At 71.6% G+C, this 23,458-nt stretch carries 23 protein-coding genes; 20 read left to right on the forward strand and 3 right to left on the reverse strand.

Annotation, left to right across the window (positions count from 1 at the left end):
* Positions 1–4: 4 nt before the first annotated feature.
* On the reverse strand, positions 5–1,201 hold the full coding sequence (locus tag OHV05_RS30140) for an MFS transporter (RefSeq protein ID WP_405020472.1): 1,197 nt from the start codon (positions 1,199–1,201) through the stop codon (positions 5–7).
* An 82-nt stretch (positions 1,202–1,283) separates the two neighbouring features.
* Between OHV05_RS30140 and OHV05_RS30145 the strand changes: the two genes are divergently transcribed.
* From OHV05_RS30145 to OHV05_RS30165, 5 genes are all read left to right on the forward strand, one after another.
* On the forward strand, positions 1,284–2,189 hold the full coding sequence (locus OHV05_RS30145; protein WP_405020473.1) for a winged helix-turn-helix transcriptional regulator: 906 nt from the start codon (positions 1,284–1,286) through the stop codon (positions 2,187–2,189).
* Positions 2,190–2,198: 9 nt separating this feature from the next.
* Positions 2,199–3,311 (forward strand): M24 family metallopeptidase, encoded by a 1,113-nt coding sequence (locus tag OHV05_RS30150; RefSeq protein ID WP_405020474.1) that lies wholly within the window; start codon positions 2,199–2,201, stop codon positions 3,309–3,311.
* Between the two features lie 72 nt (positions 3,312–3,383).
* On the forward strand, positions 3,384–3,947 hold the full coding sequence (efp, locus tag OHV05_RS30155; protein WP_403031469.1) for an elongation factor P: 564 nt from the start codon (positions 3,384–3,386) through the stop codon (positions 3,945–3,947).
* Between the two features lie 2 nt (positions 3,948–3,949).
* A complete protein-coding gene (gene nusB, locus OHV05_RS30160) occupies positions 3,950–4,390 on the forward strand; it encodes a transcription antitermination factor NusB (protein ID WP_057228136.1) in 441 nt (146 codons plus the stop codon).
* 126 nt (positions 4,391–4,516) lie between these two features.
* Positions 4,517–5,335 carry a thioesterase family protein gene (locus tag OHV05_RS30165; protein ID WP_405020475.1) on the forward strand — a complete coding sequence of 273 codons (819 nt, stop codon included), beginning with the start codon at positions 4,517–4,519 and terminating at the stop codon, positions 5,333–5,335.
* Here the strand turns inward: OHV05_RS30165 and OHV05_RS30170 are convergent.
* Complete coding sequence (locus OHV05_RS30170) at positions 5,332–6,198, reverse strand: hypothetical protein (RefSeq protein WP_405020476.1); 867 nt, start codon at positions 6,196–6,198, stop codon at positions 5,332–5,334. The genes OHV05_RS30165 and OHV05_RS30170 overlap by 4 nt on opposite strands.
* Before the next feature lie 205 nt (positions 6,199–6,403).
* Here OHV05_RS30170 and OHV05_RS30175 point away from each other — a divergent pair, with 205 nt between their 5' ends.
* Entirely contained in the window at positions 6,404–7,270 is an 867-nt protein-coding gene (locus tag OHV05_RS30175; RefSeq protein WP_405020477.1) for a hypothetical protein, read from the forward strand.
* A gap of 72 nt (positions 7,271–7,342) precedes the next feature.
* On the opposite strand, the gene OHV05_RS30180 is transcribed toward OHV05_RS30175, so the two are convergent.
* On the reverse strand, positions 7,343–7,846 hold the full coding sequence (locus tag OHV05_RS30180; protein WP_350646173.1) for a transcriptional regulator: 504 nt from the start codon (positions 7,844–7,846) through the stop codon (positions 7,343–7,345).
* A 316-nt stretch (positions 7,847–8,162) separates the two neighbouring features.
* Between OHV05_RS30180 and pyrR the strand changes: the two genes are divergently transcribed.
* From pyrR to metK, 14 genes are all read left to right on the forward strand, one after another.
* Positions 8,163–8,771, forward strand: a complete 609-nt coding sequence (pyrR, locus tag OHV05_RS30185; RefSeq protein ID WP_403031457.1) for a bifunctional pyr operon transcriptional regulator/uracil phosphoribosyltransferase PyrR — start codon at positions 8,163–8,165, stop codon at positions 8,769–8,771.
* Between the two features lie 69 nt (positions 8,772–8,840).
* A complete protein-coding gene (locus OHV05_RS30190) occupies positions 8,841–10,145 on the forward strand; it encodes a dihydroorotase (RefSeq protein WP_405020478.1) in 1,305 nt (434 codons plus the stop codon).
* A 50-nt stretch (positions 10,146–10,195) separates the two neighbouring features.
* Complete coding sequence (locus tag OHV05_RS30195; protein WP_405021579.1) at positions 10,196–10,702, forward strand: hypothetical protein; 507 nt, start codon at positions 10,196–10,198, stop codon at positions 10,700–10,702.
* The gene (gene carA / locus OHV05_RS30200) at positions 10,699–11,874 is read left to right on the forward strand and encodes a glutamine-hydrolyzing carbamoyl-phosphate synthase small subunit (RefSeq protein WP_405020479.1); all 1,176 of its coding nucleotides are present in this window, start codon (positions 10,699–10,701) and stop codon (positions 11,872–11,874) included. The genes OHV05_RS30195 and carA overlap by 4 nt, the downstream gene beginning before the upstream one ends.
* Positions 11,875–11,876: 2 nt before the next feature.
* Positions 11,877–15,185 (forward strand): carbamoyl-phosphate synthase large subunit, encoded by a 3,309-nt coding sequence (gene carB, locus OHV05_RS30205; protein ID WP_405020480.1) that lies wholly within the window; start codon positions 11,877–11,879, stop codon positions 15,183–15,185.
* 73 nt (positions 15,186–15,258) lie between these two features.
* Positions 15,259–16,356, forward strand: a complete 1,098-nt coding sequence (locus OHV05_RS30210; protein WP_405020481.1) for a quinone-dependent dihydroorotate dehydrogenase — start codon at positions 15,259–15,261, stop codon at positions 16,354–16,356.
* A gap of 180 nt (positions 16,357–16,536) precedes the next feature.
* A complete protein-coding gene (locus OHV05_RS30215; RefSeq protein WP_405020482.1) occupies positions 16,537–17,391 on the forward strand; it encodes a dihydroorotate dehydrogenase electron transfer subunit in 855 nt (284 codons plus the stop codon).
* Positions 17,391–18,350, forward strand: a complete 960-nt coding sequence (locus OHV05_RS30220) for a dihydroorotate dehydrogenase (RefSeq protein ID WP_405020483.1) — start codon at positions 17,391–17,393, stop codon at positions 18,348–18,350. The genes OHV05_RS30215 and OHV05_RS30220 overlap by 1 nt, the downstream gene beginning before the upstream one ends.
* 10 nt (positions 18,351–18,360) lie before the next feature.
* Positions 18,361–19,197, forward strand: a complete 837-nt coding sequence (gene pyrF / locus OHV05_RS30225; RefSeq protein WP_405020484.1) for an orotidine-5'-phosphate decarboxylase — start codon at positions 18,361–18,363, stop codon at positions 19,195–19,197.
* 269 nt (positions 19,198–19,466) lie between these two features.
* Complete coding sequence (mihF, locus tag OHV05_RS30230) at positions 19,467–19,793, forward strand: integration host factor, actinobacterial type (protein ID WP_184911660.1); 327 nt, start codon at positions 19,467–19,469, stop codon at positions 19,791–19,793.
* Positions 19,794–19,865: 72 nt separating this feature from the next.
* On the forward strand, positions 19,866–20,423 hold the full coding sequence (gene gmk / locus OHV05_RS30235) for a guanylate kinase (protein ID WP_405020485.1): 558 nt from the start codon (positions 19,866–19,868) through the stop codon (positions 20,421–20,423).
* Between the two features lie 59 nt (positions 20,424–20,482).
* The gene (gene rpoZ / locus OHV05_RS30240) at positions 20,483–20,749 is read left to right on the forward strand and encodes a DNA-directed RNA polymerase subunit omega (protein ID WP_057228106.1); all 267 of its coding nucleotides are present in this window, start codon (positions 20,483–20,485) and stop codon (positions 20,747–20,749) included.
* 137 nt (positions 20,750–20,886) lie between these two features.
* Complete coding sequence (coaBC, locus tag OHV05_RS30245; protein ID WP_405020486.1) at positions 20,887–22,104, forward strand: bifunctional phosphopantothenoylcysteine decarboxylase/phosphopantothenate--cysteine ligase CoaBC; 1,218 nt, start codon at positions 20,887–20,889, stop codon at positions 22,102–22,104.
* A gap of 130 nt (positions 22,105–22,234) precedes the next feature.
* Positions 22,235–23,443 carry a methionine adenosyltransferase gene (gene metK, locus OHV05_RS30250; protein WP_403031430.1) on the forward strand — a complete coding sequence of 403 codons (1,209 nt, stop codon included), beginning with the start codon at positions 22,235–22,237 and terminating at the stop codon, positions 23,441–23,443.
* The last annotated feature ends 15 nt before the right edge of the window (positions 23,444–23,458 follow it).

Below are 23,458 nucleotides of genomic sequence, written 5' to 3' on the forward strand. Positions count from 1 at the left end.
CGGCTCAGGCGGCCGCGCCGCCCGGCAGCCCGGCCCGGCTCCGTCCGCGCGCGGGTGCGGCGGCCAGCAGGACGGCGGTGCCCGCGAGCAGGCCGAGCCCGGCGCAGAGCGGCCAGAGCAGCCCGGGCGCGGCCTGGTAGACGGCGCCGCCGAGCACCGGGGCGAGCACCGTGCCGCTGACCGAGGCCCCGGCGTACAGGCTCTGGAACCGGCCCTGCAAGTGACCGGGCGCGCAGTCCGCCACGTACGCGGTGGCCGGGGTCTTGTAGAGGATCTCGCCCGCGGTGAGCAGCACCATCATCGCCACCGCGGCCCAGCGGAAGGCGCCCGGCAGCAGGGCCGCGTACCCGAGGCCGACCAGCAGCAGGCCGCCGCCGACGATCCGCAGCGGGGCCCGGTGGCGCAAGGCCACGGCGGCGGGCAGCTCCAGGCAGAGGATCACGCCGCCGTTGATCGCCATCAGCGCGCCGTAGGTGCCGGTGCCGATGCCGTGGTCGGCCAGGAAGACCGGCAGGGTGGAGTACTGCTGCCGGTAGACGGTGTCGATCAGCACGATCGCGGGCAGCAGCACCAGCAGCGCGGGCCGGTCCCGCAGCGACCGCCACACGCCGGGGCCGCCGGCCGCCACGGCGGCCCGCTCGGCCGGGCTCGGGTCGGCCTTCAGCACCTTGGCGGCGTACGCGGCGAACAGCAGGGTGCCGACGCCGTCGGCGACGAACAGCCAGCCGTACGAGAACCGGGCGGCGACCAGCGCCCCGAGCGGTGGCCCGACGGTGAAGCCGGCGTTCCCGGCGAAGCGCATCACCGCGATGCCCTGGCGCCGCGCGCCGGGCGGGACGGCGGCCGCCACCAGGGTCGAGTTGGCGGCCCGGACGGCCCCGGCGGCGTACTGGCAGAGCGGCAGCACCACCAGCAGGGCGGGGGTGGGCAGCGCGGTCAGGGTGAGCAGCCCGAGGCCGGACACCACCGAGGCGGCCAGCAGGGTGCGGCGGTGGCCGACGTGGTCGCCGAACCAGCCGCCGGTGAAGTTCCCCGCGATCAGCCCGACCCCGCCGACCCCCGCGACCAGCCCGGCCGAGGCGACGCCCAGGCCGCGTTCGCCGGTCAGATAGACGAACAGGTAGACGAAGGTGAAGGAGACCACCATGTTCGCGAAGATCCCGGCCGACAGCAGCCAGACCGTCCTCGGCACCTGACGCACGCACGCCCCCTAGTGAGTTCCTTTGGGGAACTGACTATGTCAGCATGGGAGGCTGGAGGTCAACGCGAGAGCGGGAGGACGGATGCCAAGACGGGGTGGGCCGGGCGACGACAACTGCGCCATCGCCCAGTCGCTGGACGTGGTCGGCGACGCCTGGACGCTGCTGATCCTGCGGGACGTGGCCCGCGGGCTGCACCGCTTCGACCTGCTGCAGCACGAACTCGGGCTGTCCCGCAAGGTCCTGACGGAGCGTCTGCACCTGCTGGTGGACGCCGAGGTGCTGGCCCGCGAGCCCTACCAGGACCGGCCGCCCCGGTACGAGTACCGGCTCACGCCGCGCGGCCGGGCCCTGCTGCCGGTGCTGGTCGCGCTCCAGGACTGGGGCGACACCTGGCTGCTCGGCCCCGGCGAGACCACCGCCACCGCCGACCCGGGCTCGCAGGAGGCCGAGCGGGTGCACGCCCTGCTCGGCACCCGGGTGCCCGAGCTGCTGCTCGCCGACACCACCGGTCGGCTCCGCGACCCGGTGGCCGGCAGCACCGTCCTGTACTGCTTCCCCGGCGCCTTCGTCCGCCCGGAGTCCTACCCGCCGGGCTGGGGCAGCGTGCCCGGAGCGGCCGGCTGCACGCTCGAGTCCCGCAGCTACCAGGCCCGGCTGGCCGAGTTCGCCGCCGTCGGCGCCACCGTGCACGGCGTCTCCACCCAGCGCACCGACGAGCAGCGCGCCTTCGCGGCGGCGGAGGGCCTGGACTTCCCGCTGCTCTCCGACGCCGGCCTGGAGCTCACCGCCGCCCTGCGGCTGCCCACCGTCCGGGCCGGCGGCACCACCCGGCTCAAGCGCCTCACCCTGGTGATCGGCCCGGACCGGGTGATCCGGCAGGTGATGTACCCCGTGACCGACATCCTCGACAGCATCGACGCCGCCCTGCGCGCCGTCTCCGGCCCCATCGGGTGCGCTCAGGAGGCGGCTTCGCCTGCGGGTTCTTAGGCTCGGGGCATGGTTGAGGCATACGCGGCACGGCGCGAGCAGCTGAGGGCACACTGCAGTGCCTCCGGGGCCGACGCCGCGCTGATCACCCGCGCAGCGAACGTCCGCTACCTCACCGGCTGCGCTCCCTGCGGAGCCACCCTGCTGCTCACCCGGGAGCGCGCCGTGCTGGCGCTCCCCGACGACCTGCCGCCGGACGACACCGGCGAGCACCTGCTGCCCGACGACCCCGAGGTGGCCCGGCTGCCGGTGGCCGAGGGCGGTGACACCGCGCTGGCCGCCGCCGAGGCCGCGGGCCGGCTGGGGGTGCGGGACCTCGCGGTCGAGGAGCACGACCTGACGGTCAGTCGGCACCGGGGGGTCGCCGGGCAGGCCGAGGGCGTCCACCTGAGCGATCTGGCGCGGGCCGTCGAACAGCTGCGCGTGGTCAAGGACGAGCACGAGATCGCCGACCTGCGGATCGCGGCCGAGATCGCCGACCAGGCGCTGAGCGAGCTGCTGGAGTCGATCCTGGTCGGCCGGACCGAGCGCCATCTCGCGATGGAGCTGGAGCGCCGCATGATCGACCACGGCGCGGACCGGGCCGCCTTCCCGGTCTCGGTCGGCACCGGCAGCCACTCCGGCCAGGAGTTCCACCTGCCCACCGACCGCCGGGTCGAGGAGGGTGATTTCCTCACCGTGGTGCTCGGTGCCCAGTACCGGGGCTACGGCGTCTCCACCGCCCGGACCTTCGTGATCGGCGCCGCCCCGGCGCCCTGGCAGGTGGAGCTGCACCGCCTGGTGTTCCGGGCCCAGCGGGCCGCCAGGGAGGCGCTCGGCCCCGGCGTTCCGCAGCACGTACCCGACCAGGCGGCCCGCGAGATCCTCCAGTCCGGAGGGCACACCGAGAGCTCGGCGCACCCGCTCGGCCACGGCATCGGCCTGGAGATCCGGGAGGCGCCGCGTCTCGGGCCCGCGGACATGGGTAAACTGGACAATCGCGTGCCGGTCACCGTCGGCCCAGGGGTGCACATCCCGGGGAAGGGCGGGGTCCGGATCGAGGACACGCTCGTGGTCCGTCCCCTCGAAGAGGGTGGTCCCGAGCTGCTCACCATCACTACCAAGGAGCTCCTCGCGCTGTAGTCGCCCCCGGGCGGCCGCGGTCCGCGCAATCCCTTGGTTCCTTGACAGCTATATCCAGGAGTAAGTGCGCCCGTGGCTTCCACGAACGATCTCAAGAACGGCATGGTTCTCAAGCTGGACGGCGGCAAGCTGTGGTCCGTCGTCGAGTTCCAGCACGTCAAGCCCGGTAAGGGCCCGGCCTTCGTGCGCACGAAGCTCAAGGAGGTCCTGACCGGCAAGGTCGTCGACAAGACCTTCAACGCCGGCACCAAGGTCGAGACCGCCAATGTCGACAAGCGCGGCATGCAGTTCTCGTACAAGGACGGCGAGCAGTTCGTGTTCATGGACACGGACACCTACGACCAGATCATGGTCGGCCCCGAGGTCGTCGGCGACGCCGCCAAGTACCTGCTGGAGGGCTTCGAGGCCCTGGTCGCGATGTACGAGGGCGCTGCCATCTACATCGAGCTCCCGGCCTCGGTCGAGCTCGTCATCTCGCACACCGAGCCCGGTGTGCAGGGCGACCGCTCCACCGGCGGCTCCAAGCCGGCCACCCTGGAGACCGGCGCCGAGATCGGCGTCCCGCTCTTCATCGTCACCGGTGAGAAGATCAAGGTCGACACCCGCGACGGCAGCTACCTGGGCCGGGTCAAGTAACCGTGTCAGCTGCGCGCACCAAGGCCCGTACGCGGGCCTTCCAGATCCTCTTCGAGGCCGACCACCGTGGTGTCGACCCGCAGCGGGTGCTCGCCGACTGGATCGCGCGCTCGCGCGAGCCCAAGCCGGACGAGGGCATCCCGCAGGTGGCCGAGTACACCATGCAGTTGATCGAGGGGTACGTCCAGCACGCCCGGAAGATCGACGACCTGATCTCCACCTACGCGGTGGGCTGGACGCTGGACCGGATGCCGATCGCGGACCGCAACGTCCTGCGCCTCGGCACCTACGAGCTGATCTGGGAGGACGGCGTCCCGGACGCGGTCGTCCTGGACGAGGCCGTCGAGATCGCCAAGGAGTACTCCACGGACGACTCCCCGGCCTTCGTGAACGGTCTGCTCGCCCGCTTCCTGGAGCTCAAGCCGACCATCCGTCGCGACTGACGCCCCGTCGGAGATGCCGCCGCCCCCTGTGGGGTCGGCGGCATCTTCGTGTTCCGTCGGGCGGGGAGCTGACGTATGTTTGGCTACCGACGGGTAACTCTTTTTGGCGAGAGGGCGGCTCCACCCATGACCACCGCGACGCGCAGCGAGTTCGACCAGGGCATCGCCCTCAGTCCGGACGCTCCCGGCCGCTACCGGGGCGAGCTCGGCGAGGGCTGGCAGATCGGCGGCGGGGTCAACGGCGGCCTGCTGCTCGCGGTCGCGGGCCACGCGCTGTCGCTGGAGCACCCCGAGCACCCCGACCCGGTCTCGGTCAGCGGCTACTACCTCTCCGCCTCGCACCCGGGGCCGGTGGAGGTGCGGACCGAGTCGGTGCGGCGCGGGCGTTCGCTCTCGACCGCCACCGCCTCGCTGTTCCAGGACGGCGAGGAGCGGCTGCGGGTGCTCGCCACGTACGGCGACCTGGAGAGCCACCAGGGCGAGGTGCGGACCAGTGCACAGCCGCCGCAGCTGCCGCCGGTCGAGCAGTGCATCGGGGTCGAGCACGCGCCGCCGCAGCTGATCGAGCAGGCCGCCCTGCTGGAGCGGTTCGACCTCCGGCTGGACCCGGCCACCATCGGCTGGGCGCTCGGCCAGCCCTCCGGGAACGGCCGGATCCAGGGCTGGTTCAAGCTCGCGGACGGCCGCGAGCCCGACCCGCTCTCGCTCCTGCTGGTCGCCGACGCCCTCCCGCCGGTCACCTTCGACCTCGGCCTGCCCGGCTGGGCCCCCACCATCGAACTGACGGTCCATCTGCGGGCCCGCCCCGCGGCCGGCTGGCTCCGGGTCGTGCACGCCACCCGCAACCTGGCCGGCGGCTACTTCGAGGAGGACGCCGAGGTCTGGGACTCCACCGGGCGCCTGGTCGCCCAGTCGCGGCAGCTGGCCCGGGCGCCGCGCGGCTAGTTGCAGCGTCCGCTCCCGCTGTGGCACGCCGGTGCACCTGCCGGTGGAGCCGAAGGTTCGGGGGAGTGGGCGGGCGGCTCGACGTAGTACTTGGCGTCGAAGCTGAAGGCGGCGACGTAGCGGTGCGCCGTCGACCCGAGCAGGGCGGTCGAGTCGACGGGTCGCCAGGTGAGGTAGACGGCCCGGGCGGAGCTGTCGTTCTGGTGCGGCATGCCGCCCAGCGAGCGGGTGTCGGCCCAGCTGCCCCAACTGCCTGCGCCTGCCGGGACGGCCGGGACCTCCAGGACGTCGATGCTCAGGGTGAGAGGGCCGGTGTGCAGTCGGGTGTAGGACAGGTGGAGCCGGACCGGTACCTGTCGGGGGTGGGCCGACTCCGTGGCGGCCGGGTGGGCCGGGCTGTCCGGTGCCTGCAGGTGCCGGTCCGCGTCGGTCAGCCAGGTGCCGCCGTCGGGTAACCAGCCCAGGGCCGCCACCGTGTGGTCGAGTTCGTCCAGGCGCTGCCGGATCTCGCCGTCGAAGGCGAGGTAGGTGGTGCCGGTCCGTCGGCAGGTCACCGGGTCCCAGCGCTCGCCGCTGCCGAACGACCCCGACCAGGATCGGGAGAAGCACAGGTCGGCGGCGGAGGTGCCGAGCTGCTCGGCCCAGGGCGTCCGTGCGTGCAGCAGGCCGAGTTGGCTGTCCGTCAGCTCCGCGGCCGCCCGGTCGGCGGCGCGGGTCGCCGGTGCGTTCGCCATCGCCGTGACGTCCGGTGGCTCGGCGTCCCCGGGGAGGGACAGCAGCGCCCACCAGAACAGCCCGACGACCAGTGAACCCACCACCGCGACCCCCAGGGTCACCCGCCGGATCAAGGTCCGTAGTTCCATCCCGCCACCCCCGTGAGCCGTTGTCCTCATCGTGCGGGTGCGGTGCGGTTCCGGGACCGGTCGTCGGCGGATCGAGTCACAACGGTGATGGCGCCGTTGCCCGGATCTCACCGTCAGTTACAGTCCTGTGACACCTGGTGCGTGTGCGGATCCGGTGGACGGGGAGGTAGAGGGGCAAGCACCCCTCCACCCCCAGGAGCCCCCGATGAGCCGCAACGGCCGCACCCCCCGTTCCTCCCGCTGCACCGCTGCCGGCCGGTCGGCCCGGCAGGAGGGGCAGGCGTTCGTGACGGGCATCCTGACCAGCCGGGCGGACTTCGAGCGGGCGCGGGAGTGGCAGCTGGCCGAGGCGGCCGACTACGACGGCTACCTGCTGGACACCGCCGTGCTGCTGGACGAGGCGCGGCGGACCTTCGGGCTGGTGCAGGCCCGGATGTTCCACCCGGAGGACTTCGCGGACTTCTGCCTGCTGCACGGGCTGGACCCGGCGGAGCCGGTCGCGCGGGACCGGTACCTGGTCAACCCGGCGCTGCAGACCCAGCTGCTGCCGTACCAGGGGGAGGAGCTGACGGGTGACTTCATCCCCCGTCTGATCCGGGCCAGGGAGAGCGGTCTGACGCTGCGCCACGCGGATCTGCTGGTGGACGGCGGGCTGTTCGAGCCGGACGAGGAGACCGACCCGGCGGTGCGGCGGGCCTACCAGTCGGCGGCCGAGCTGTTCCGGCGGATGCTGGTGGGGGCCGGGGCGGGGACGTACCAGTTCCGGTGCGCGGTGGAGGGGCCCGGGGGACGGCTGACCGCCGAGGCCAAGATCCTGCACTGGGAGGACGGCGTGGTGCGGATCAACGACGAGGACATCGACCTGGTGGTCGCGGTGCTCTGCGCCGGGCTCTACCGGGAGCTGCCCGGTGCGGCGCTGCTGCACGGGACGCAGGGGTCGGCGGGGGCCTGCGGTGAGTACCGGCAGGTGGCCTGGGCCTGGCAGAGCGGTGGGGCCGGGTACCGGCCGGCCACCGCGCGGCTGGCGGGGATCGAGGCGGAGCCGGGGTTCAGCCTCGGCTCGGTCTGCTGATGGGGAACGGCCGACGGCGGGGTGGGTGACTGTGACCCGCCCCGCCGTGACGTTTCTGCATCTGGCGTCAGGTCAGTTGGCGTCCTCGTCCCGCACTGCGCGGCGCGCGTCCGGGTTCAGCACGCCCCAGCTGATCAGCTGCTCGGTGAGGATCGAGGGGGACTGGTCGTAGATCACGGCCAGCGTCCGCAGGTCGTCCTGGCGGATCGACAGCACCTTGCCGTTGTAGTCCCCGCGCTGGCTCTGGATGGTGGCCGCGTAGCGCTGGAGCGGGCCGGCCTTCTCGGACGGGACCTGGGTCAGTCTCTCCAGGTCGAGCACCAGGCGCGGCGGCGGCTCGGCCGCGCCACCGGGCGTACCGCCGGGCAGCAGCTCCTGCACCGGCACGCCGTAGAACTCGGCGAGCTCGGCGAGGCGCTGCACCGTGACCGCGCGGTCCCCACGCTCGTACGAGCCGACCACCACGGCCTTCCAGCGCCCCTGGGACTTCTCCTCGACGCCGTGCAGGGAGAGCCCCTGCTGAGTGCGGATCGCCCGGAGCTTGGCCCCGAGCTGCTTCGCGTAGTCGCTGGACATTGGTCTCCCCGGACGAGATTGCTTCGCGTTTCGCGTTGAGTGGTGGGTCACGAGCAGCGAGTGGTTCAGCCGCGGTTTCCGGCCGCGTTACCGATGGGTTCGGCGGCCGTCTCGTAACTCACTGTGAGGTTACGTAGAGTGAGGTAGTTGCGTCAAGCCGAATGGGGCAGTCGTGCGAACGACACCCGCAGGTCGGGGCGGCGGGCGGCGGTGGTCGCGCTGTTAGGATGACGACGGCTTCCGGCGCGACCGGGCGCCGTCCACAGACATCCTTTAAAGCCCGTCCAGTGAGGCGGGGAAGGAGGTCGGCTTCGGCATGACCGCACACCTCGAGACCGCGCGTCCACCGCACCAGGTGCTGGACGCCACCGACGTGGCCCGGGTGATCACCCGGATCGCCCACGAGATCGTCGAGCGCGCCAAGGGCGCGGAGGACGTCGTCCTGCTCGGCATCCACACCCGCGGGGTGCACCTCGCCCGCCGGTTGCACGCCAAGCTGGCGCAGATCACCGGCCGCGACATACCGCTCGGCACCCTGGACATCACGATGTACCGGGACGACCTCCAGCTGAAGCCGGCCCGCGCGGCCGAGCACACCGAGATCCCGCCCGGCGGGATCGAGGGCAAGCTGGTGGTCCTGGTCGACGACGTGCTGTTCTCCGGCCGCACCATCCGGGCCGCGCTGGACGCGCTCGGCGACATCGGCCGCCCGCGCGCCGTGCAGCTGGCCGTGCTGGTCGACCGCGGCCACCGCGAGCTGCCGATCCGGGCCGACTACGTGGGCAAGAACCTGCCGACCTCGCTGCGCGAGGCGGTCCAGGTGCAGCTCTCCGACGTGGACGGCCGGGACGCCGTCCTGGTCGGGGACCGCGACTACGCGGCCCGCTCCTCGCAGGCCCTCGCCCCCCAGCGCTCCGGGGAGTAGCGGCCGCCGGCGCCCCGAGCGCCCGTCCGTGATGCCCGCCACCCCCGCACCGACCTCCGGAGTACAGCTGTGACCAGCTACCTGATCCGTAACGCCCAGATCCTCGGCGGCGCCCCGCAGGACCTGTTCCTCGCCGACGGCGTCATCGCCGAGATCGGCACCGGCCTGACCGTCGAGGCCGACGTCGACATCGACGCCCGCGGCCTGATCGTGCTGCCCGGCCTGGTGGACCTGCACACCCACCTGCGCCAGCCCGGCAAGGAGGACGCCGAGACCGTCCTGACGGGCACTCAGGCCGCCGCCAAGGGCGGCTACACCGCCGTGCACGCGATGGCCAACACCACCCCGACCGCCGACAACCCCGCCGTGGTCGAGCAGGTCCACCGGCTCGGCCGTGAGTCCGGCTACTGCGACGTGCACCCGGTCGGTGCCGTCACGGTCGGCCTGGAGGGCAAGGAGCTCGCCGAGCTGGACGCCATGCACCGCTCGGCCGCCGCCGTCCGGGTCTTCTCCGACGACGGCAAGTGCGTGGACGACGCCGTGCTGATGCGGGCCGCACTGGAGTACGTGAGGACCGTCGACGGCGTGGTGGCCCAGCACGCGCAGGAGCCCCGGCTGACCGAGGGCGCCCAGATGAACGAGGGCACCGTCTCCGCCGAGCTCGGACTGCCCGGCTGGCCCGCCGTCGCGGAGGAGGCGATCATCGCCCGGGACGTGCTGCTCGCCTCGCACCTCGGGGCCCGGCTGCACGTCTGCCACCTGTCGACCAAGGGCTCGGTGGAGATCGTCCGCTGGGCCAAGGCCCAGGGCTGGGACGTCACCGCCGAGGTGACGCCGCACCACCTGCTGCTCACCGACGAGCGGGTCCGCACCGAGGACGCCGTGTTCAAGGTGAACCCGCCGCTGCGCACCCAGGAGGACGTGCTGGCGCTGCGCGCCGCGCTGGCCGACGGCACCATCGACGCGGTGGCCACCGACCACGCGCCGCACCCGGACGCCGACAAGGACTGCGCCTGGGCGGTCGCCGCGATGGGCATGGTCGGTCTGGAGACCGCGCTCTCGGTGGTGCAGGAGACCATGGTCGAGACCGGCCTGCTGAACTGGGAGGGCGTCGCGGACCGGATGTCGCACCGCCCGGCCCGGATCGGCCGGCTGACCGGCCAGGGGCGTCCCGTCTCGGTCGGCGAGCCTGCCAACCTGGTGCTCTTCGATCCCGGTTACCGTGGGACCGTGACTGCCGACACCTTCGCCACCCGTAGCCGTAACACCCCGTTCAAGGGCCTCGAACTGCCAGGACGGGTGCACGCCACCTTCCTGCGCGGCGAGGCCACCGTGCTGGCGGGCGAGCTCGCCGAGCTGGGCGGGGCGAAGTGATCGCGCAGGAGAAGGCGCGGATCACCGACTGGTCCGGCTACCTCGGCTGGATGGTCGGGCTGGCGATCCTGGTCGGGCTGGTCTACTGGCTGATGCGGCAGGGCTGGAACTGGCGCCGCACCCTGCAGTCCGAGCTGCCGCCGCTGCCGGAGCTGCCCGCCGACCCGGGCGCCGCACTGCTGGCGGACTCCGGCCGCTACCACGGCACCACCACCGCCGGGAACTGGCTGGACCGGGTCGTCGCGCACGGCCTGGGCACCCGCAGCCTGGCCGAACTGACCCTCACCGAGCGGGGCCTGCTGGTCCGTCGCCCCGGTGACGTGGACTTCTGGATCCCGGCCGAGAGCCTGACGGCGGCCCGCACCGACTCCGGGATCGCGGGCAAGGTCGTCCCCGGCGGACTGCTGGTGGTCACCTGGGAGAACCAGGGGACGGCGCTGGACTCCGGCTTCCGGGCCGACCGCTCGGCCGGGCACACCGCCTGGGTCGAGGCGGTCGAAGCCCTGGTGACACGACGTACGACGAAGACGAAGAAGACGGAAGAGGCCATCTCATGACCGCACCTGCCCCCACCACCGAGCGCCACAGGCGGGAGCGAGTGCCCGCCGTACTCGTCCTGGAGGACGGCCGCACCTTCCGCGGCCAGGCGTACGGCGCGGTCGGCGAGACCTTCGGCGAGGCGGTCTTCAACACCGGCATGTCCGGCTACCAGGAGACCCTGACCGACCCCTCGTACCACCGTCAGGTGGTCGTCATGACGGCGCCTCAGATCGGCAACACCGGCTGGAACGACGAGGACGACGAGTCGAAGCAGATCTGGGTGGCCGGTTACGTGGTCCGTGACCCCTCCCGGATCGCGTCCAACTGGCGCTCGAAGCGCTCGCTGGACGAGGAGCTGACCAACCAGGGTGTCGTCGGCATCAGCGGCATCGACACCCGGGCGCTCACCCGGCACCTGCGCGAGCGCGGGGCGATGCGGGTCGGCATCTTCTCCGGTCCCGCGCTGGCGGACGAGGCCGAGCTGCTGGCCCGGGTGAACCGGGCGCCCGAGATGAAGGGCGCCGACCTGTGCGCCGAGGTCGCCACCAAGGAGACCTACGTCGTCCCGGCGATCGGCACCAGGAAGTTCACGGTGGCCGCGCTGGACCTGGGCATCAAGGGCATGACCCCGCACCGGATGGCCGAGCGCGGCATCGAGGTGCACGTCTTCCCGGCCAACTCCACGGTCGAGGAGCTCTACGCGGTGAACCCGGACGGGGTGTTCTTCTCGAACGGCCCCGGTGACCCGGCCACCGCCGACCACCAGGTCGCGGTCGCCCGCGAGGTATTGGCGAAGAAGACGCCGTTCTTCGGCATCTGCTTCGGCAACCAGATCCTCGGCCGCGCCCTGGGCTTCGGCACCTACAAGCTCAAGTACGGCCACCGCGGCATCAACCAGCCGGTGCAGGACCGCACCACCGGCAAGGTCGAGGTCACCGCGCACAACCACGGCTTCGCCGTGGAGGCGCCGCTGGATCGGGTGAGCGACACCCCGTTCGGCCGCGCCGAGGTCTCCCACGTCTGCCTGAACGACGACGTGGTCGAGGGCCTCCAGTGCCTGGACACCCCCGCGTTCTCGGTCCAGTACCACCCCGAAGCAGCAGCAGGTCCGCACGACGCGGCCTACCTCTTCGACCGCTTTGTCGACCTGATGGCCGGCGCCCCGGCCCGCACCACCGCAGGGAGCTGACCGTGCCGAAGCGCACTGACATCAAGTCCGTCCTGGTGATCGGCTCCGGCCCGATCGTCATCGGGCAGGCCGCCGAGTTCGACTACTCCGGCACCCAGGCCTGCCGCGTGCTGCGGGCCGAGGGCCTGCGGGTGGTGCTGGTGAACTCCAACCCGGCCACCATCATGACCGACCCGGAGATCGCCGACGCGACCTACGTCGAGCCGATCACCCCGGAGTTCGTCGAGAAGATCATCGCCAAGGAGCGCCCCGACGTGCTCCTGCCGACCCTCGGCGGGCAGACCGCGCTGAACACCGCGATCTCGCTGCACGAGAACGGCGTGCTCGCCAAGTACGGCGTCGAGCTGATCGGCGCCAACGTGGAGGCGATTCACAAGGGCGAGGACCGGCAGCTGTTCAAGGGCGTGGTCGAGGCGGTCAACGCCAAGATCGGCCACGGCGAGTCGGCCCGTTCGGTGATCTGCCACTCGATGGACGACGTCATCAACGGCGTGGAGACGCTGGGCGGTTACCCGGTCGTGGTCCGCCCCTCGTTCACCATGGGCGGGGCCGGCTCCGGCTTCGCGCACGACGAGGGCGAGCTGCGCCGGATCGCCGGCCAGGGCCTGACCCTGTCGCCGACCACCGAGGTGCTCCTGGAGGAGTCCATCCTCGGCTGGAAGGAGTACGAGCTCGAGCTGATGCGCGACAAGAACGACAACGTCGTGGTGGTCTGCTCGATCGAGAACTTCGACCCGATGGGCGTGCACACCGGTGACTCGATCACCGTCGCCCCGGCGATGACCCTGACGGACCGTGAGTACCAGACGCTGCGCGACATCGGCATCGCGATCATCCGCGAGGTCGGCGTCGACACCGGCGGCTGCAACATCCAGTTCGCGATCAACCCGGACGACGGCCGGGTCATCGTGATCGAGATGAACCCCCGGGTCTCCCGCTCCTCCGCGCTGGCCTCCAAGGCCACCGGCTTCCCGATCGCCAAGATCGCGGCCAAGCTGGCGGTCGGCTACACGCTGGACGAGATCCCGAACGACATCACCGAGAAGACCCCGGCCTCGTTCGAGCCCTCGCTCGACTACGTCGTGGTCAAGGTGCCCCGGTTCGCGTTCGAGAAGTTCCCTTCGGCGGACGCCACCCTCACGACCACCATGAAGTCGGTCGGCGAGGCGATGGCGATGGGCCGCAACTTCCCCGAGGCGCTGAACAAGGCGCTGCGCTCGCTGGAGAAGAAGGGCTCGCAGTTCTCCTGGATCGGCGAACTCGCGGACAAGGACGAGCTGCTGACCAAGGCCCAGGTCCCGACCGACGGCCGGATCAACACCGTGATGGACGCGATCCGGGCCGGTGCCACCCAGCAGGAGGTCTTCGACGCCACGAAGATCGACCCGTGGTTCGTCGACCAGCTGTTCCTGATCGACGAGATCGCCACCGAGCTGGCCGAGGCCGAGCGGCTCGACCCGGAGCTGCTCCGGCACGCCAAGCGGCACGGCTTCTCCGACCAGCAGATCGGTGAGATCCGCGGCCTGAAGGGCGACGTGGTCCGCGAGGTGCGGCACGCGCTGGGCATCCGTCCGGTCTTCAAGACCGTGGACACCTGCGCCGCCGAGTTCGCCGCCAAGACCCCGTACTTCTACTCGTCCTACGACGAGGAGAGCGAGGTCGCGCCGCGCACCAAGCCCGCCGTGATCATCCTGGGCTCGGGCCCGAACCGGATCGGCCAGGGCATCGAGTTCGACTACTCCTGCGTGCACGCCTCCTTCGCGCTCAGCGAGGCCGGGTACGAGACCGTGATGGTCAACTGCAACCCGGAGACCGTCTCCACCGACTACGACACCTCCGACCGGCTGTACTTCGAGCCGCTCACCCTGGAGGACGTGCTGGAGATCGTGCACGCGGAGACGCTGGCCGGTCCGCTGGCCGGTGTGATCGTCCAGCTGGGCGGCCAGACCCCGCTCGGCCTGGCCCAGGCGCTCAAGGACAACGGCGTGCCGATCGTCGGCACCCAGCCCGAGGCGATCGACCTGGCCGAGGAGCGCGGTGCGTTCGGCCGGGTGCTGCGCGACGCGGGCCTGCCCGCGCCCAAGCACGGCACCGCCTTCTCCTTCGAGGACGCCAAGGCGATCGCGGACGAGATCGGCTACCCGGTGCTGGCCCGCCCGTCGTACGTGCTCGGCGGGCGCGGCATGGAGATCGTCTACGACGAGCCCTCGCTGGCCTCCTACCTGGAGCGGCACGCCGGTCTGATCTCCGAGCACCCGGTGCTGATCGACCGCTTCCTGGACGACGCGGTCGAGATCGACGTGGACGCGCTCTACGACGGCGAGGAGCTCTACCTCGGCGGCGTGATGGAGCACATCGAGGAGGCCGGCATCCACTCCGGCGACTCGGCCTGCGCGCTGCCCCCGATCACCCTCGGCGGCTACGACATCAAGCGGCTGCGGGTCTCCACCGAGGCGATCGCCAAGGGCGTCGGGGTGCGCGGCCTGATCAACATCCAGTTCGCGCTGGCCGGTGACATCCTCTACGTGCTGGAGGCCAACCCGCGCGCCTCCCGCACCGTGCCGTTCACCTCCAAGGCGACCGCCGTGCCGCTGGCCAAGGCCGCCGCCCGGATCTCGCTCGGCGCCACCATCGCCGAGCTGCGCAAGGAGGGCCTGCTCCCGGCCGAGGGCGACGGCGGCACGCTGCCGGCCGACTGCCCGATCTCGGTCAAGGAGGCCGTGATGCCGTGGAGCCGCTTCCGCGACATCCACGGCCGGGGCGTGGACACCGTGCTCGGCCCGGAGATGCGCTCCACCGGCGAGGTGATGGGCATCGACAAGGTGTTCGGCACCGCGTACGCCAAGGCGCAGGCCGGCGCGTACGGCGCGCTGCCGACCTCCGGCAAGGTCTTCGTCTCGGTCGCCAACCGCGACAAGCGCAACCTGGTCTTCCCGGCCCGGGCGCTGGTCGAGATGGGCTTCGAGGTGCTCGCCACCTCCGGCACCGCCGAGGTGCTGCAGCGCGGCGGCATCCCGTCCACCGTGGTGCGCAAGCACAGCGAGGGCCCGGGCCCGGACGGCGAGCGGACCATCGTGCAGCTGATCCACGACGGTGAGGTCGACCTCATCATCAACACCCCGTACGGCACCGGCGGGCGGCTGGACGGCTACGAGATCCGTACCGCCGCCGTCTCGCGCGGCGTCCCGTGCCTGACGACCGTTCAGGCGATGGGTGCGGCCGTCCAGGGCAGCGCGGCGCTGGTGCGGGGCGACATCGGGGTGATGTCGCTCCAGGAGCACGCGGCGCTGATCAACGCGGGCCGTAAGTAGTCAGATCCTCGTGGGGGGCACACCGCACAGTGGGGTGCCCCCCACACCCATGTCCAGGAAGGCTCAACCCGCCGTGTACAAGCTCCTGTTCGACCTGGTCTTCAAGAAGATGGACCCGGAGAAGGCGCACCACCTCGCCTTCTTCTGGATCCGGCTGGCCGCCTCGGTGCCCGGACTGCGCCAGCTGGTGAAGGCGGTGCTGGCCCCCCGGGACCCCGCGCTGCGCACCGCCGCGCTCGGGCTCGACCTGCCGGGCCCGTTCGGTCTCGGTGCGGGCTTCGACAAGAACGGGATCGGCATCGACGGCCTGTCGATGCTCGGCTTCGACTTCGTCGAGATCGGCACCGTCACCGGTGAGCCGCAGCCGGGCAACCCGGCGCCGCGGCTGTTCCGGCTGGTCGAGGACCGGGCGCTGATCAACCGGATGGGCTTCAACAACCAGGGCTCGGCCCGGGTCGCGGCCCGGCTCAAGGCCCGCCCGCACACCACCTCCACCCCGGTGATCGGCGTCAACATCGGCAAGACCAAGGTGGTCGAGGAGGCCGACGCGACCGCCGACTACGTGCAGAGCACCGAGCGGCTGGCCGAGTACGCCGACTACCTGGTGGTCAACGTCAGCTCGCCGAACACCCCCGGCCTGCGGAACCTGCAGACCGTCTCCACGCTCGGCCCGCTGCTGGTGGACGTCCGTCGGGCGGCCGACCGGGCCACCCCGCACCACGTGCCGCTGCTGGTGAAGATCGCCCCCGACCTGGCCGACGAGGACATCGACGAGATCGCCGACATGGCGCTCCAGATCGGTCTGGACGGCATCATCGCGACCAACACCACGATCGGGCGGGACGGCCTCCGGGAGTCCGCCGCGCGGGTCGAGGAGATCGGGATGGGCGGGCTGTCCGGCGCTCCGCTGAAGGCGCGTTCGCTGGAGGTGCTGCAGCGGCTGCGGGCCAGGACCGAGGGCCGGCTGGTGCTGATCGCGGTCGGCGGCATCGAGACCGCGGACGACGCGTGGGAGCGGATCACGCACGGGGCCGACCTGGTGCAGGGGTACAGCGCGTTCGTCTACGAGGGGCCGTTCTGGATGCGGCGGATGCACAAGGGCCTGTCGGCCCGGCTTCGGGCGAGTGGCTTCGCGTCGATCGCCGAGGCCGTGGGCAGCGCCAAGGTGTAGCGCCGGCCGGAGGTGCTTGGCTGCGGGACGGAGTCTTCCGATTCGCGCAGTTCCTCGCGCCCCTGGTGGGTCCGACCGCAGGAGTCGTACCGACAGGTCGGGCGGGTGTGCGGGGGAAGTGACAGGGGGTCGTCCGGTTTGGCAGAGTGCAGCGCGAGTCTGCCGGAAAGGTGAGTTCTGATGGCCCATCCAGTTCAGACCGAGGCCGAGGTGGTCGAGTCCACCGCGGCCGGGGCGTACCGGCGGCTGGTGCTGCGGGCGCCCGAGGCGGCTCCCCGGGTGCGGCCCGGGCACTTCGCCACCCTGGCGGTCGGTGGTGGGGCCTCGGCGCTGCTGCTGCGGCGGGCCTTCTCGATCCACCGGGCCGACGTCGCGGCGGGCACCATCGAGCTGGTGATCGCGGAACACGGCGCGGGCACACGGGAGTTGGTCCGGAGCCGGGTCGGTGACCGGCTCGGTCTGATCGCCCCGCTGGGCACTCCCTTCCCGCTGCCCGAGGGGCCGGTCAGCGCGCTGCTGGTGGCCGGCGGCTACGGCAGCGCACCCCTCTTCCCGCTCGCCGAGGAGATCAAGCGGCGCGGCGGCCAGGTCGGCTTCATCCTGGGCGCGGCCACCGAGGCGCGGCTGTTCGGGGTGGAGGCGGCCCGGGCGCTCACCCAGGACGTGCTGGTGGTCACCGAGGACGGCTCGGCCGGGCTGACCGGCCGGGTCACCGACCCGCTGGCACAGGCGATCAAGGCGATCGACGCCACCGTGGTGCACGCCTGCGGCCCGATGCCGATGCTGCGTGCGGTGACCGGGATCGCCGAGGAGCTGGGCACCCGGTGCTGGACCGCCGTGGAGGAGTCGATGGCCTGCGGCGTGGGCATCTGCATGACCTGCGTGCTGCCGGTGGTCGGCGAGGACGGGGTGAGCCGGTTCGTCCGCTCCTGTACCGACGGGCCGGTCTTCGACGGGGCCAAGGTGCGCTGGGCGGACCTCGGCACGGTGCCCGCCGACCTGGAAGGCGCGGCCGCGATGGGGGTGCGGGGCTGATGACGGCTCAGCAGGTCGATCTGACCGCCCCGTTCGGTGGCCGTACCCTGCCCAACCCGCTGACCACCGCCTCCGGCTGCGCCGGGTACGGGCGGGAGCTGGCCAAGTTCGTCCCGCTGGACGCGCTGGGCTCGGTCACCACCAAGACGATCATGCCGTACGCCCGGTCCGGCCGGGCCACCCCCAGGATGGCCGAGACGCCGTCCGGGATGCTCAACTCGATCGGCCTGCAGGGCGCCGGGATCGCCCACTTCGTCCGGAACGAGCTGCCCTGGCTGGCCGAGCGCGGTGCCCGGGTGCTGGTGTCGATCGCGGGGGAGCGGCTGGAGGAGTTCGCCGAGGTCGCCGAGCAGCTCAACGGGCAGCCCGGGGTGATCGGCCTGGAGGTCAACATCTCCTGTCCGAACGTCGCCGACCGGGGGCTGGTCTTCGCCTGCAACCCGGCCACCTCCTACGACGTGGTGCGGGCGGTGCGCAGGGTGGCCGACGCGGAGCTCCCGGTCTACGCCAAGCTCTCGCCCGACGTCACCTCGGTCACCGAGATCGCCGCCGCCTGCGTCCAGGCGGGCGCGGACGGTCTGTCGATGATCAACACCACCCTGGGCATGGCGATCGACCCGGTCACCATGCGCCCGGCGCTGGCCGGGATCACCGGCGGCCTGTCCGGGCCCGCGATCCGTCCGATCGCGGTCCGCTGCGTCCACCAGGTGCACGCGGAGATGCTGGCCGGACGCATCCCGCAGGTCCCGATCCTGGCGATGGGCGGCCTGCGCACCGGCCTGGACGCACTGGAGTTCACCCTCGCAGGGGCCTCCGGCGTCGCCGTCGGCACCACCCTGTTCAACGACCCCGCGGCCCCGCTGCGCATCCTCGACGAGCTGCGCAGCGAGCTGGCGGCCCGGGGTTTCGCCACGTACACCGACGCGGTGGGGTACGCCCACCGTCCTGCCACCAGCTGAAAGGCCGTCCATGACCCTCGCTCCCTTCGGTGCCCGACTGCACACCGCCCTGGAGACCCGCGGCCGGCTCTGCGTGGGCATCGACCCGCACGCCTCGCTGCTCACCGCCTGGGGCCTGAACGACGACCTCGCGGGTCTGGAGACCTTCAGCCGCACCGTGGTGGAGGCACTGGCCGGGGAGGTGGCGGTGCTCAAGCCGCAGGCCGCGTTCTTCGAGCGGTTCGGCTCCCGGGGCATCGCGGTGCTGGAGCGCTCGGTGGTCGAGGCCCGGGAGGCCGGGGCGCTGGTGCTGATGGACGCCAAGCGCGGCGACATCGGCTCCACCATGGCCGCCTACGCGGAGACCTTCCTCTCCCCGGACCGCGCGCTGTTCTCGGACGCCCTGACGGTCAGTCCGTACCTGGGCTTCGGCTCGCTGCAGCCGGCCGTCGACCTGGCCCGGGCGAACGGCTGCGGCCTGTTCGTGCTGGCGCTCACCTCCAACCCGGAGGGGCACGAGGTGCAGCGCGCGATCGGCGCCGACGGGGTCAGCGTGGCCCAGGCGGTGCTGACCCGGCTGGCGGCGGAGAACGAGGGGGTCGAGCCGCTCGGCTCGTTCGGCGCGGTGGTCGGGGCGACGCTGGCCGAGGCCGGGGCGGACCTCGCCGTGAACGGCCCGCTGCTGGCGCCCGGGGTCGGCGCCCAGGGCGCGACCGCAGCCGACCTGCCCCGGGTGTTCGGCGACTCGGTGGGCAACGTGGTGCCCAGCGTCAGCCGGGACATCCTCAAGCACGGACCCTCGGTGGCGGCCCTGCGGGCGGCCTCGCTGCGCTTCGTCGAGGAGATCGCGGCCGCGGTCAAGGAGTGAGGAGCGTCACAGTGATCGGCCGGACAGTGCGTCAGGCCGGTTGATTTGCCCGGAAAAGTCCTGGTCGACCTTGGCTGACCAGGACTTTTCGTGTTCTTCTCCTGACGTGCGGCCTCAAGTTGGGTAGTGTCCGGCGGGAGGTCACCGAAGGGCGGCGGGAATCGTCGCTTTTGCAGGTCAGAGCCCTTGGGTTCACCCTGCGATCGGTGTACTCCAGGCACCAACCAGTCATAGCTCATCCCTTCCTTCCACACCCTGAGGTGAACGGCGTGGCTCTTCCGCCCCTTACCCCTGAACAGCGCACCGCTGCGCTCGCCAAGGCTGCCGAAGCCCGTCGGAAGCGCGCCGATGTGAAGAACAAGCTGAAGCACGCCGGCGCTTCGCTGCACGACGTGATCAAGGCGGGCAAGGCCGATGACGAGGTCATCGGCAAGATGAAGGTCTCCGCACTGCTGGAGAGCATGCCGGGCGTGGGCAAGGTCCGCGCCAAGCAGATCATGGAGCGTCTGGGCATCTCCGAGAGCCGTCGGGTCCGCGGCCTCGGGACGAACCAGATCGCCTCGCTGGAGCGGGAGTTCGGCAGCACCGCTTCCTGAACCGCCTCCTCGCCGACACCGGGTGGCCACCCGGTGGTGCCCGGACCGTCCGCGATCCGGGATAATCGGTGCATGAGTGAACGTCCGCGGCTGACCGTGCTCTCCGGCCCCTCGGGGGTCGGCAAGAGCACGGTCGTCGCTCATCTGAGGAAGCAGCACCCCGAGCTCTGGCTCTCGGTGTCGGTGACCACCCGGCACCCGAGGCCCGGCGAGAAGAACGGGGTCCACTACTACTTCGTCGACAACGACGAGTTCGAGAAGCTGATCGCCAACGGCGAGCTGCTGGAGTGGGCCGTCTTCGCCGGGAACCGGTACGGCACCCCGCGTGCCGCGGTGCTGGAGAAGCTGGAGAACGGCGCCCCGGTGCTGCTGGAGATCGATCTCCAGGGTGCGCGGCAGGTCCGCGAGTCGATGCCCGAGGCGCGCCTGGTCTTCCTGGGCCCGCCGAGCTGGGACGAGCTGGTCCGCCGGCTCACCGGCCGGGGCACCGAGCCGCAGGACGTGATCGACCGCCGGCTGGAGGCCGCCAAGGTGGAGCTGGCCGCCGAGAGCGAGTTCGACACGACCCTTGTCAACAGGTCGGTCGAGCAGGTAGCGGCCGAACTGCTAACCTTGCTCGGTGTAGCCTGATCAGCTCATGTTGATCTGATCAGCATTCTGTCTTTCTCTTTCTTTCGGAAGGTTTTCGCGTGTCCTCTTCCATGACCGCGCCCGAGGGCATCATCAACCCGCCGATCGACGAGCTGCTCGAGGCCACGGACTCGAAGTACAGCCTGGTGATCTACGCCGCCAAGCGCGCCCGTCAGATCAACGCGTACTACTCCCAGCTGGGTGAGGGCCTCCTCGAGTACGTCGGCCCGCTGGTGGACACCCACGTGCACGAGAAGCCGCTGTCGATCGCGCTGCGCGAGATCAACGCGGGCATGCTCACGGCCGAGGCCATCGACGCCGCCTGAGTCACAGCACTGCAGCGGAAGGGCCCGTCGGAGTTCGCTCCGACGGGCCCTTCCGTGTGTCGAGGGCCATGGTGCGGTGCGGATCTGATGCGCCGTAGGGTTGGCCTGATCCCCTCCGACGGCAGAGAGAGCCCGCGATGAACGCCAGTCCGCCCCAGGTCGTCCTCGGCGTGAGCGGCGGCATCGCCGCGTACAAGGCCTGTGAGCTGCTGCGCCGGTTCACCGAGTCGGGGCACCAGGTGACCGTGGTGCCGACCGCCGCCTCGCTGCACTTCGTCGGCGAGGCCACCTGGGCGGCGCTGTCCGGCCGGCCGGCCGCCACCGAGACCTGGGAGCGGGTGCACGAGGTCCCGCACGTGCGGATCGGCCAGCAGGCCGACCTGGTGGTGGTGGCCCCGGCCACCGCCGACCTGATGGCGAAGGCCGCCCACGGTCTGGCCGACGACCTGCTCACCAACACCCTGCTGACCGCGCGCTGTCCGGTGGTGCTGGCCCCCGCCATGCACACCGAGATGTGGGAACACCCCGCCACCCGGGAGAACGTCGCGACCCTGCGCCGCCGGGGCGTGATCGTGCTGGAGCCGGCCGTCGGACGGCTCACAGGGAAGGACACCGGCAAGGGCCGGCTGCCCGAGCCCGGCGCGATCTTCGAGGCCTGTCGCCGGGTGCTGGAGCGCGGCGAGCTGACCGCCGACCTGACCGGTCGGCACGTGGTGGTCTCGGCCGGCGGCACCCGCGAGCCGCTCGACCCGGTCCGCTATCTGGGAAACCTGTCCTCCGGCAAGCAGGGCTACGCGCTCGCCGTGACGGCCGCCGCCCGGGGCGCCAGGGTCACCCTGCTCTCCGCCAACGCGACGCTGCCCGACCCGGCCGGAGTGGACGTGGTGCACGTCTCGACCGCGCTGGAGCTGCGGGAGGCGGCGCTGAAGGCGGTGGCCGACGCGGACGCGGTGGTGATGGCCGCTGCGGTGGCCGACTTCCGGCCCGCCGAGTACGCCTCCGGCAAGATCAAGAAGGTGGACGGCGTGGAGCCCGCGCCGGTCGCCCTGGTCCGCAACCCCGACATCCTGGCCGAGATCTCCGCGCACCGGGCCCGGCCCGGCCAGCTGGTGGTGGGATTCGCCGCCGAGACCGACGACGTGCTCGCCAACGGCCGGGCCAAGCTGGCCCGGAAGGGCTGCGACCTGCTGGTCGTCAACGAAGTGGGCGGGGGTAAGGCGTTCGGGCGGGATACCAACGCCGCGGTTCTGCTCAGCGCGGACGGCACCGAGACCGAGATCGCCGACGGGCCCAAGGAATCGCTGGCCGACACGGTCTGGGACGCCGTGGTGGCCCGGCTCGGCGGAGCAGTCTGATCCATCTCACTTTCTGAGGGGATTGCCGCAGGCCGTTTGCCGACCGTTACACTCCAGGAATCAAAGTCTTTCCGGATGCCCGGACCAGCTGGGCATTCAGTCAGCAGCCGCTGCAACCCCAGGGAGCGCTGTGTCTCGCCGCCTGTTCACCTCGGAGTCCGTGACCGAGGGACATCCTGACAAGATCGCTGACCAGATCAGCGACACCATCCTGGACGCGCTTCTGCGGGAGGACCCGAAGTCCCGGGTCGCCGTGGAGACGCTGATCACCACCGGCCAGGTCCACATCGCCGGTGAGGTCACCACCACCGCCTACGCGCCGATCGCCCAGCTGGTCCGGGACAAGATCCTGGAGATCGGCTACGACTCGTCGAAGAAGGGCTTCGACGGCGCCTCCTGCGGCGTGTCGGTGTCCATCGGTGCGCAGTCGCCCGACATCGCACAGGGTGTCGACACCTCGCACGAGGCCCGGGTCGAGGGCGACGAGGACGACCTCGACAAGCAGGGCGCCGGCGACCAGGGCCTGATGTTCGGCTACGCCAGCGACGAGACCCCCGAGCTGATGCCGCTGCCGATCACCCTGGCGCACCGGCTCGCCAAGCGGCTGTCCGAGGTGCGCAAGAACGGTCAGATCCCGTACCTGCGCCCCGACGGCAAGACCCAGGTCACCATCGAGTACGACGGCGACAAGGCCGTCCGCCTCGACACCGTGGTGGTCTCCTCGCAGCACGCCAGTGACATCGACCTGGAGTCGCTGCTCACCCCGGACATCCGCGAGTTCGTCGTGGAGCCGGAGCTGAAGCGCCTCGCGGACGACGGCATCAAGCTGGTCACCGAGGGCTACCGTCTGCTGGTGAACCCGACCGGCCGCTTCGAGATCGGTGGCCCGATGGGCGACGCCGGTCTGACCGGCCGCAAGATCATCATCGACACCTACGGCGGCATGGCCCGTCACGGTGGCGGCGCCTTCTCCGGCAAGGACCCGTCCAAGGTGGACCGCTCCGCCGCGTACGCGATGCGCTGGGTGGCGAAGAACATCGTCGCCGCCGGCCTCGCCTCGCGCGCCGAGGTCCAGGTCGCGTACGCGATCGGCAAGGCCGAGCCGGTGGGCCTGTTCGTGGAGACCTTCGGTACCGAGACGGTGCCGGTCCTGAAGATCCAGGCCGCCGTGTCGGAGGTCTTCGACCTGCGTCCGGCCGCGATCATCCGGGACCTGGACCTGCTGCGGCCGATCTACTCGAAGACCGCCGCGTACGGTCACTTCGGCCGGGACGACGCCGACTTCACCTGGGAGCGCACCGACCGGGTCGAGCAGCTGAAGAAGGCCGTCAACGCCTGATCCACCGTGAGGCGG

This window comes from Kitasatospora sp. NBC_00070, assembly GCF_045041205.1.
Lineage (GTDB): Bacteria > Actinomycetota > Actinomycetes > Streptomycetales > Streptomycetaceae > Kitasatospora.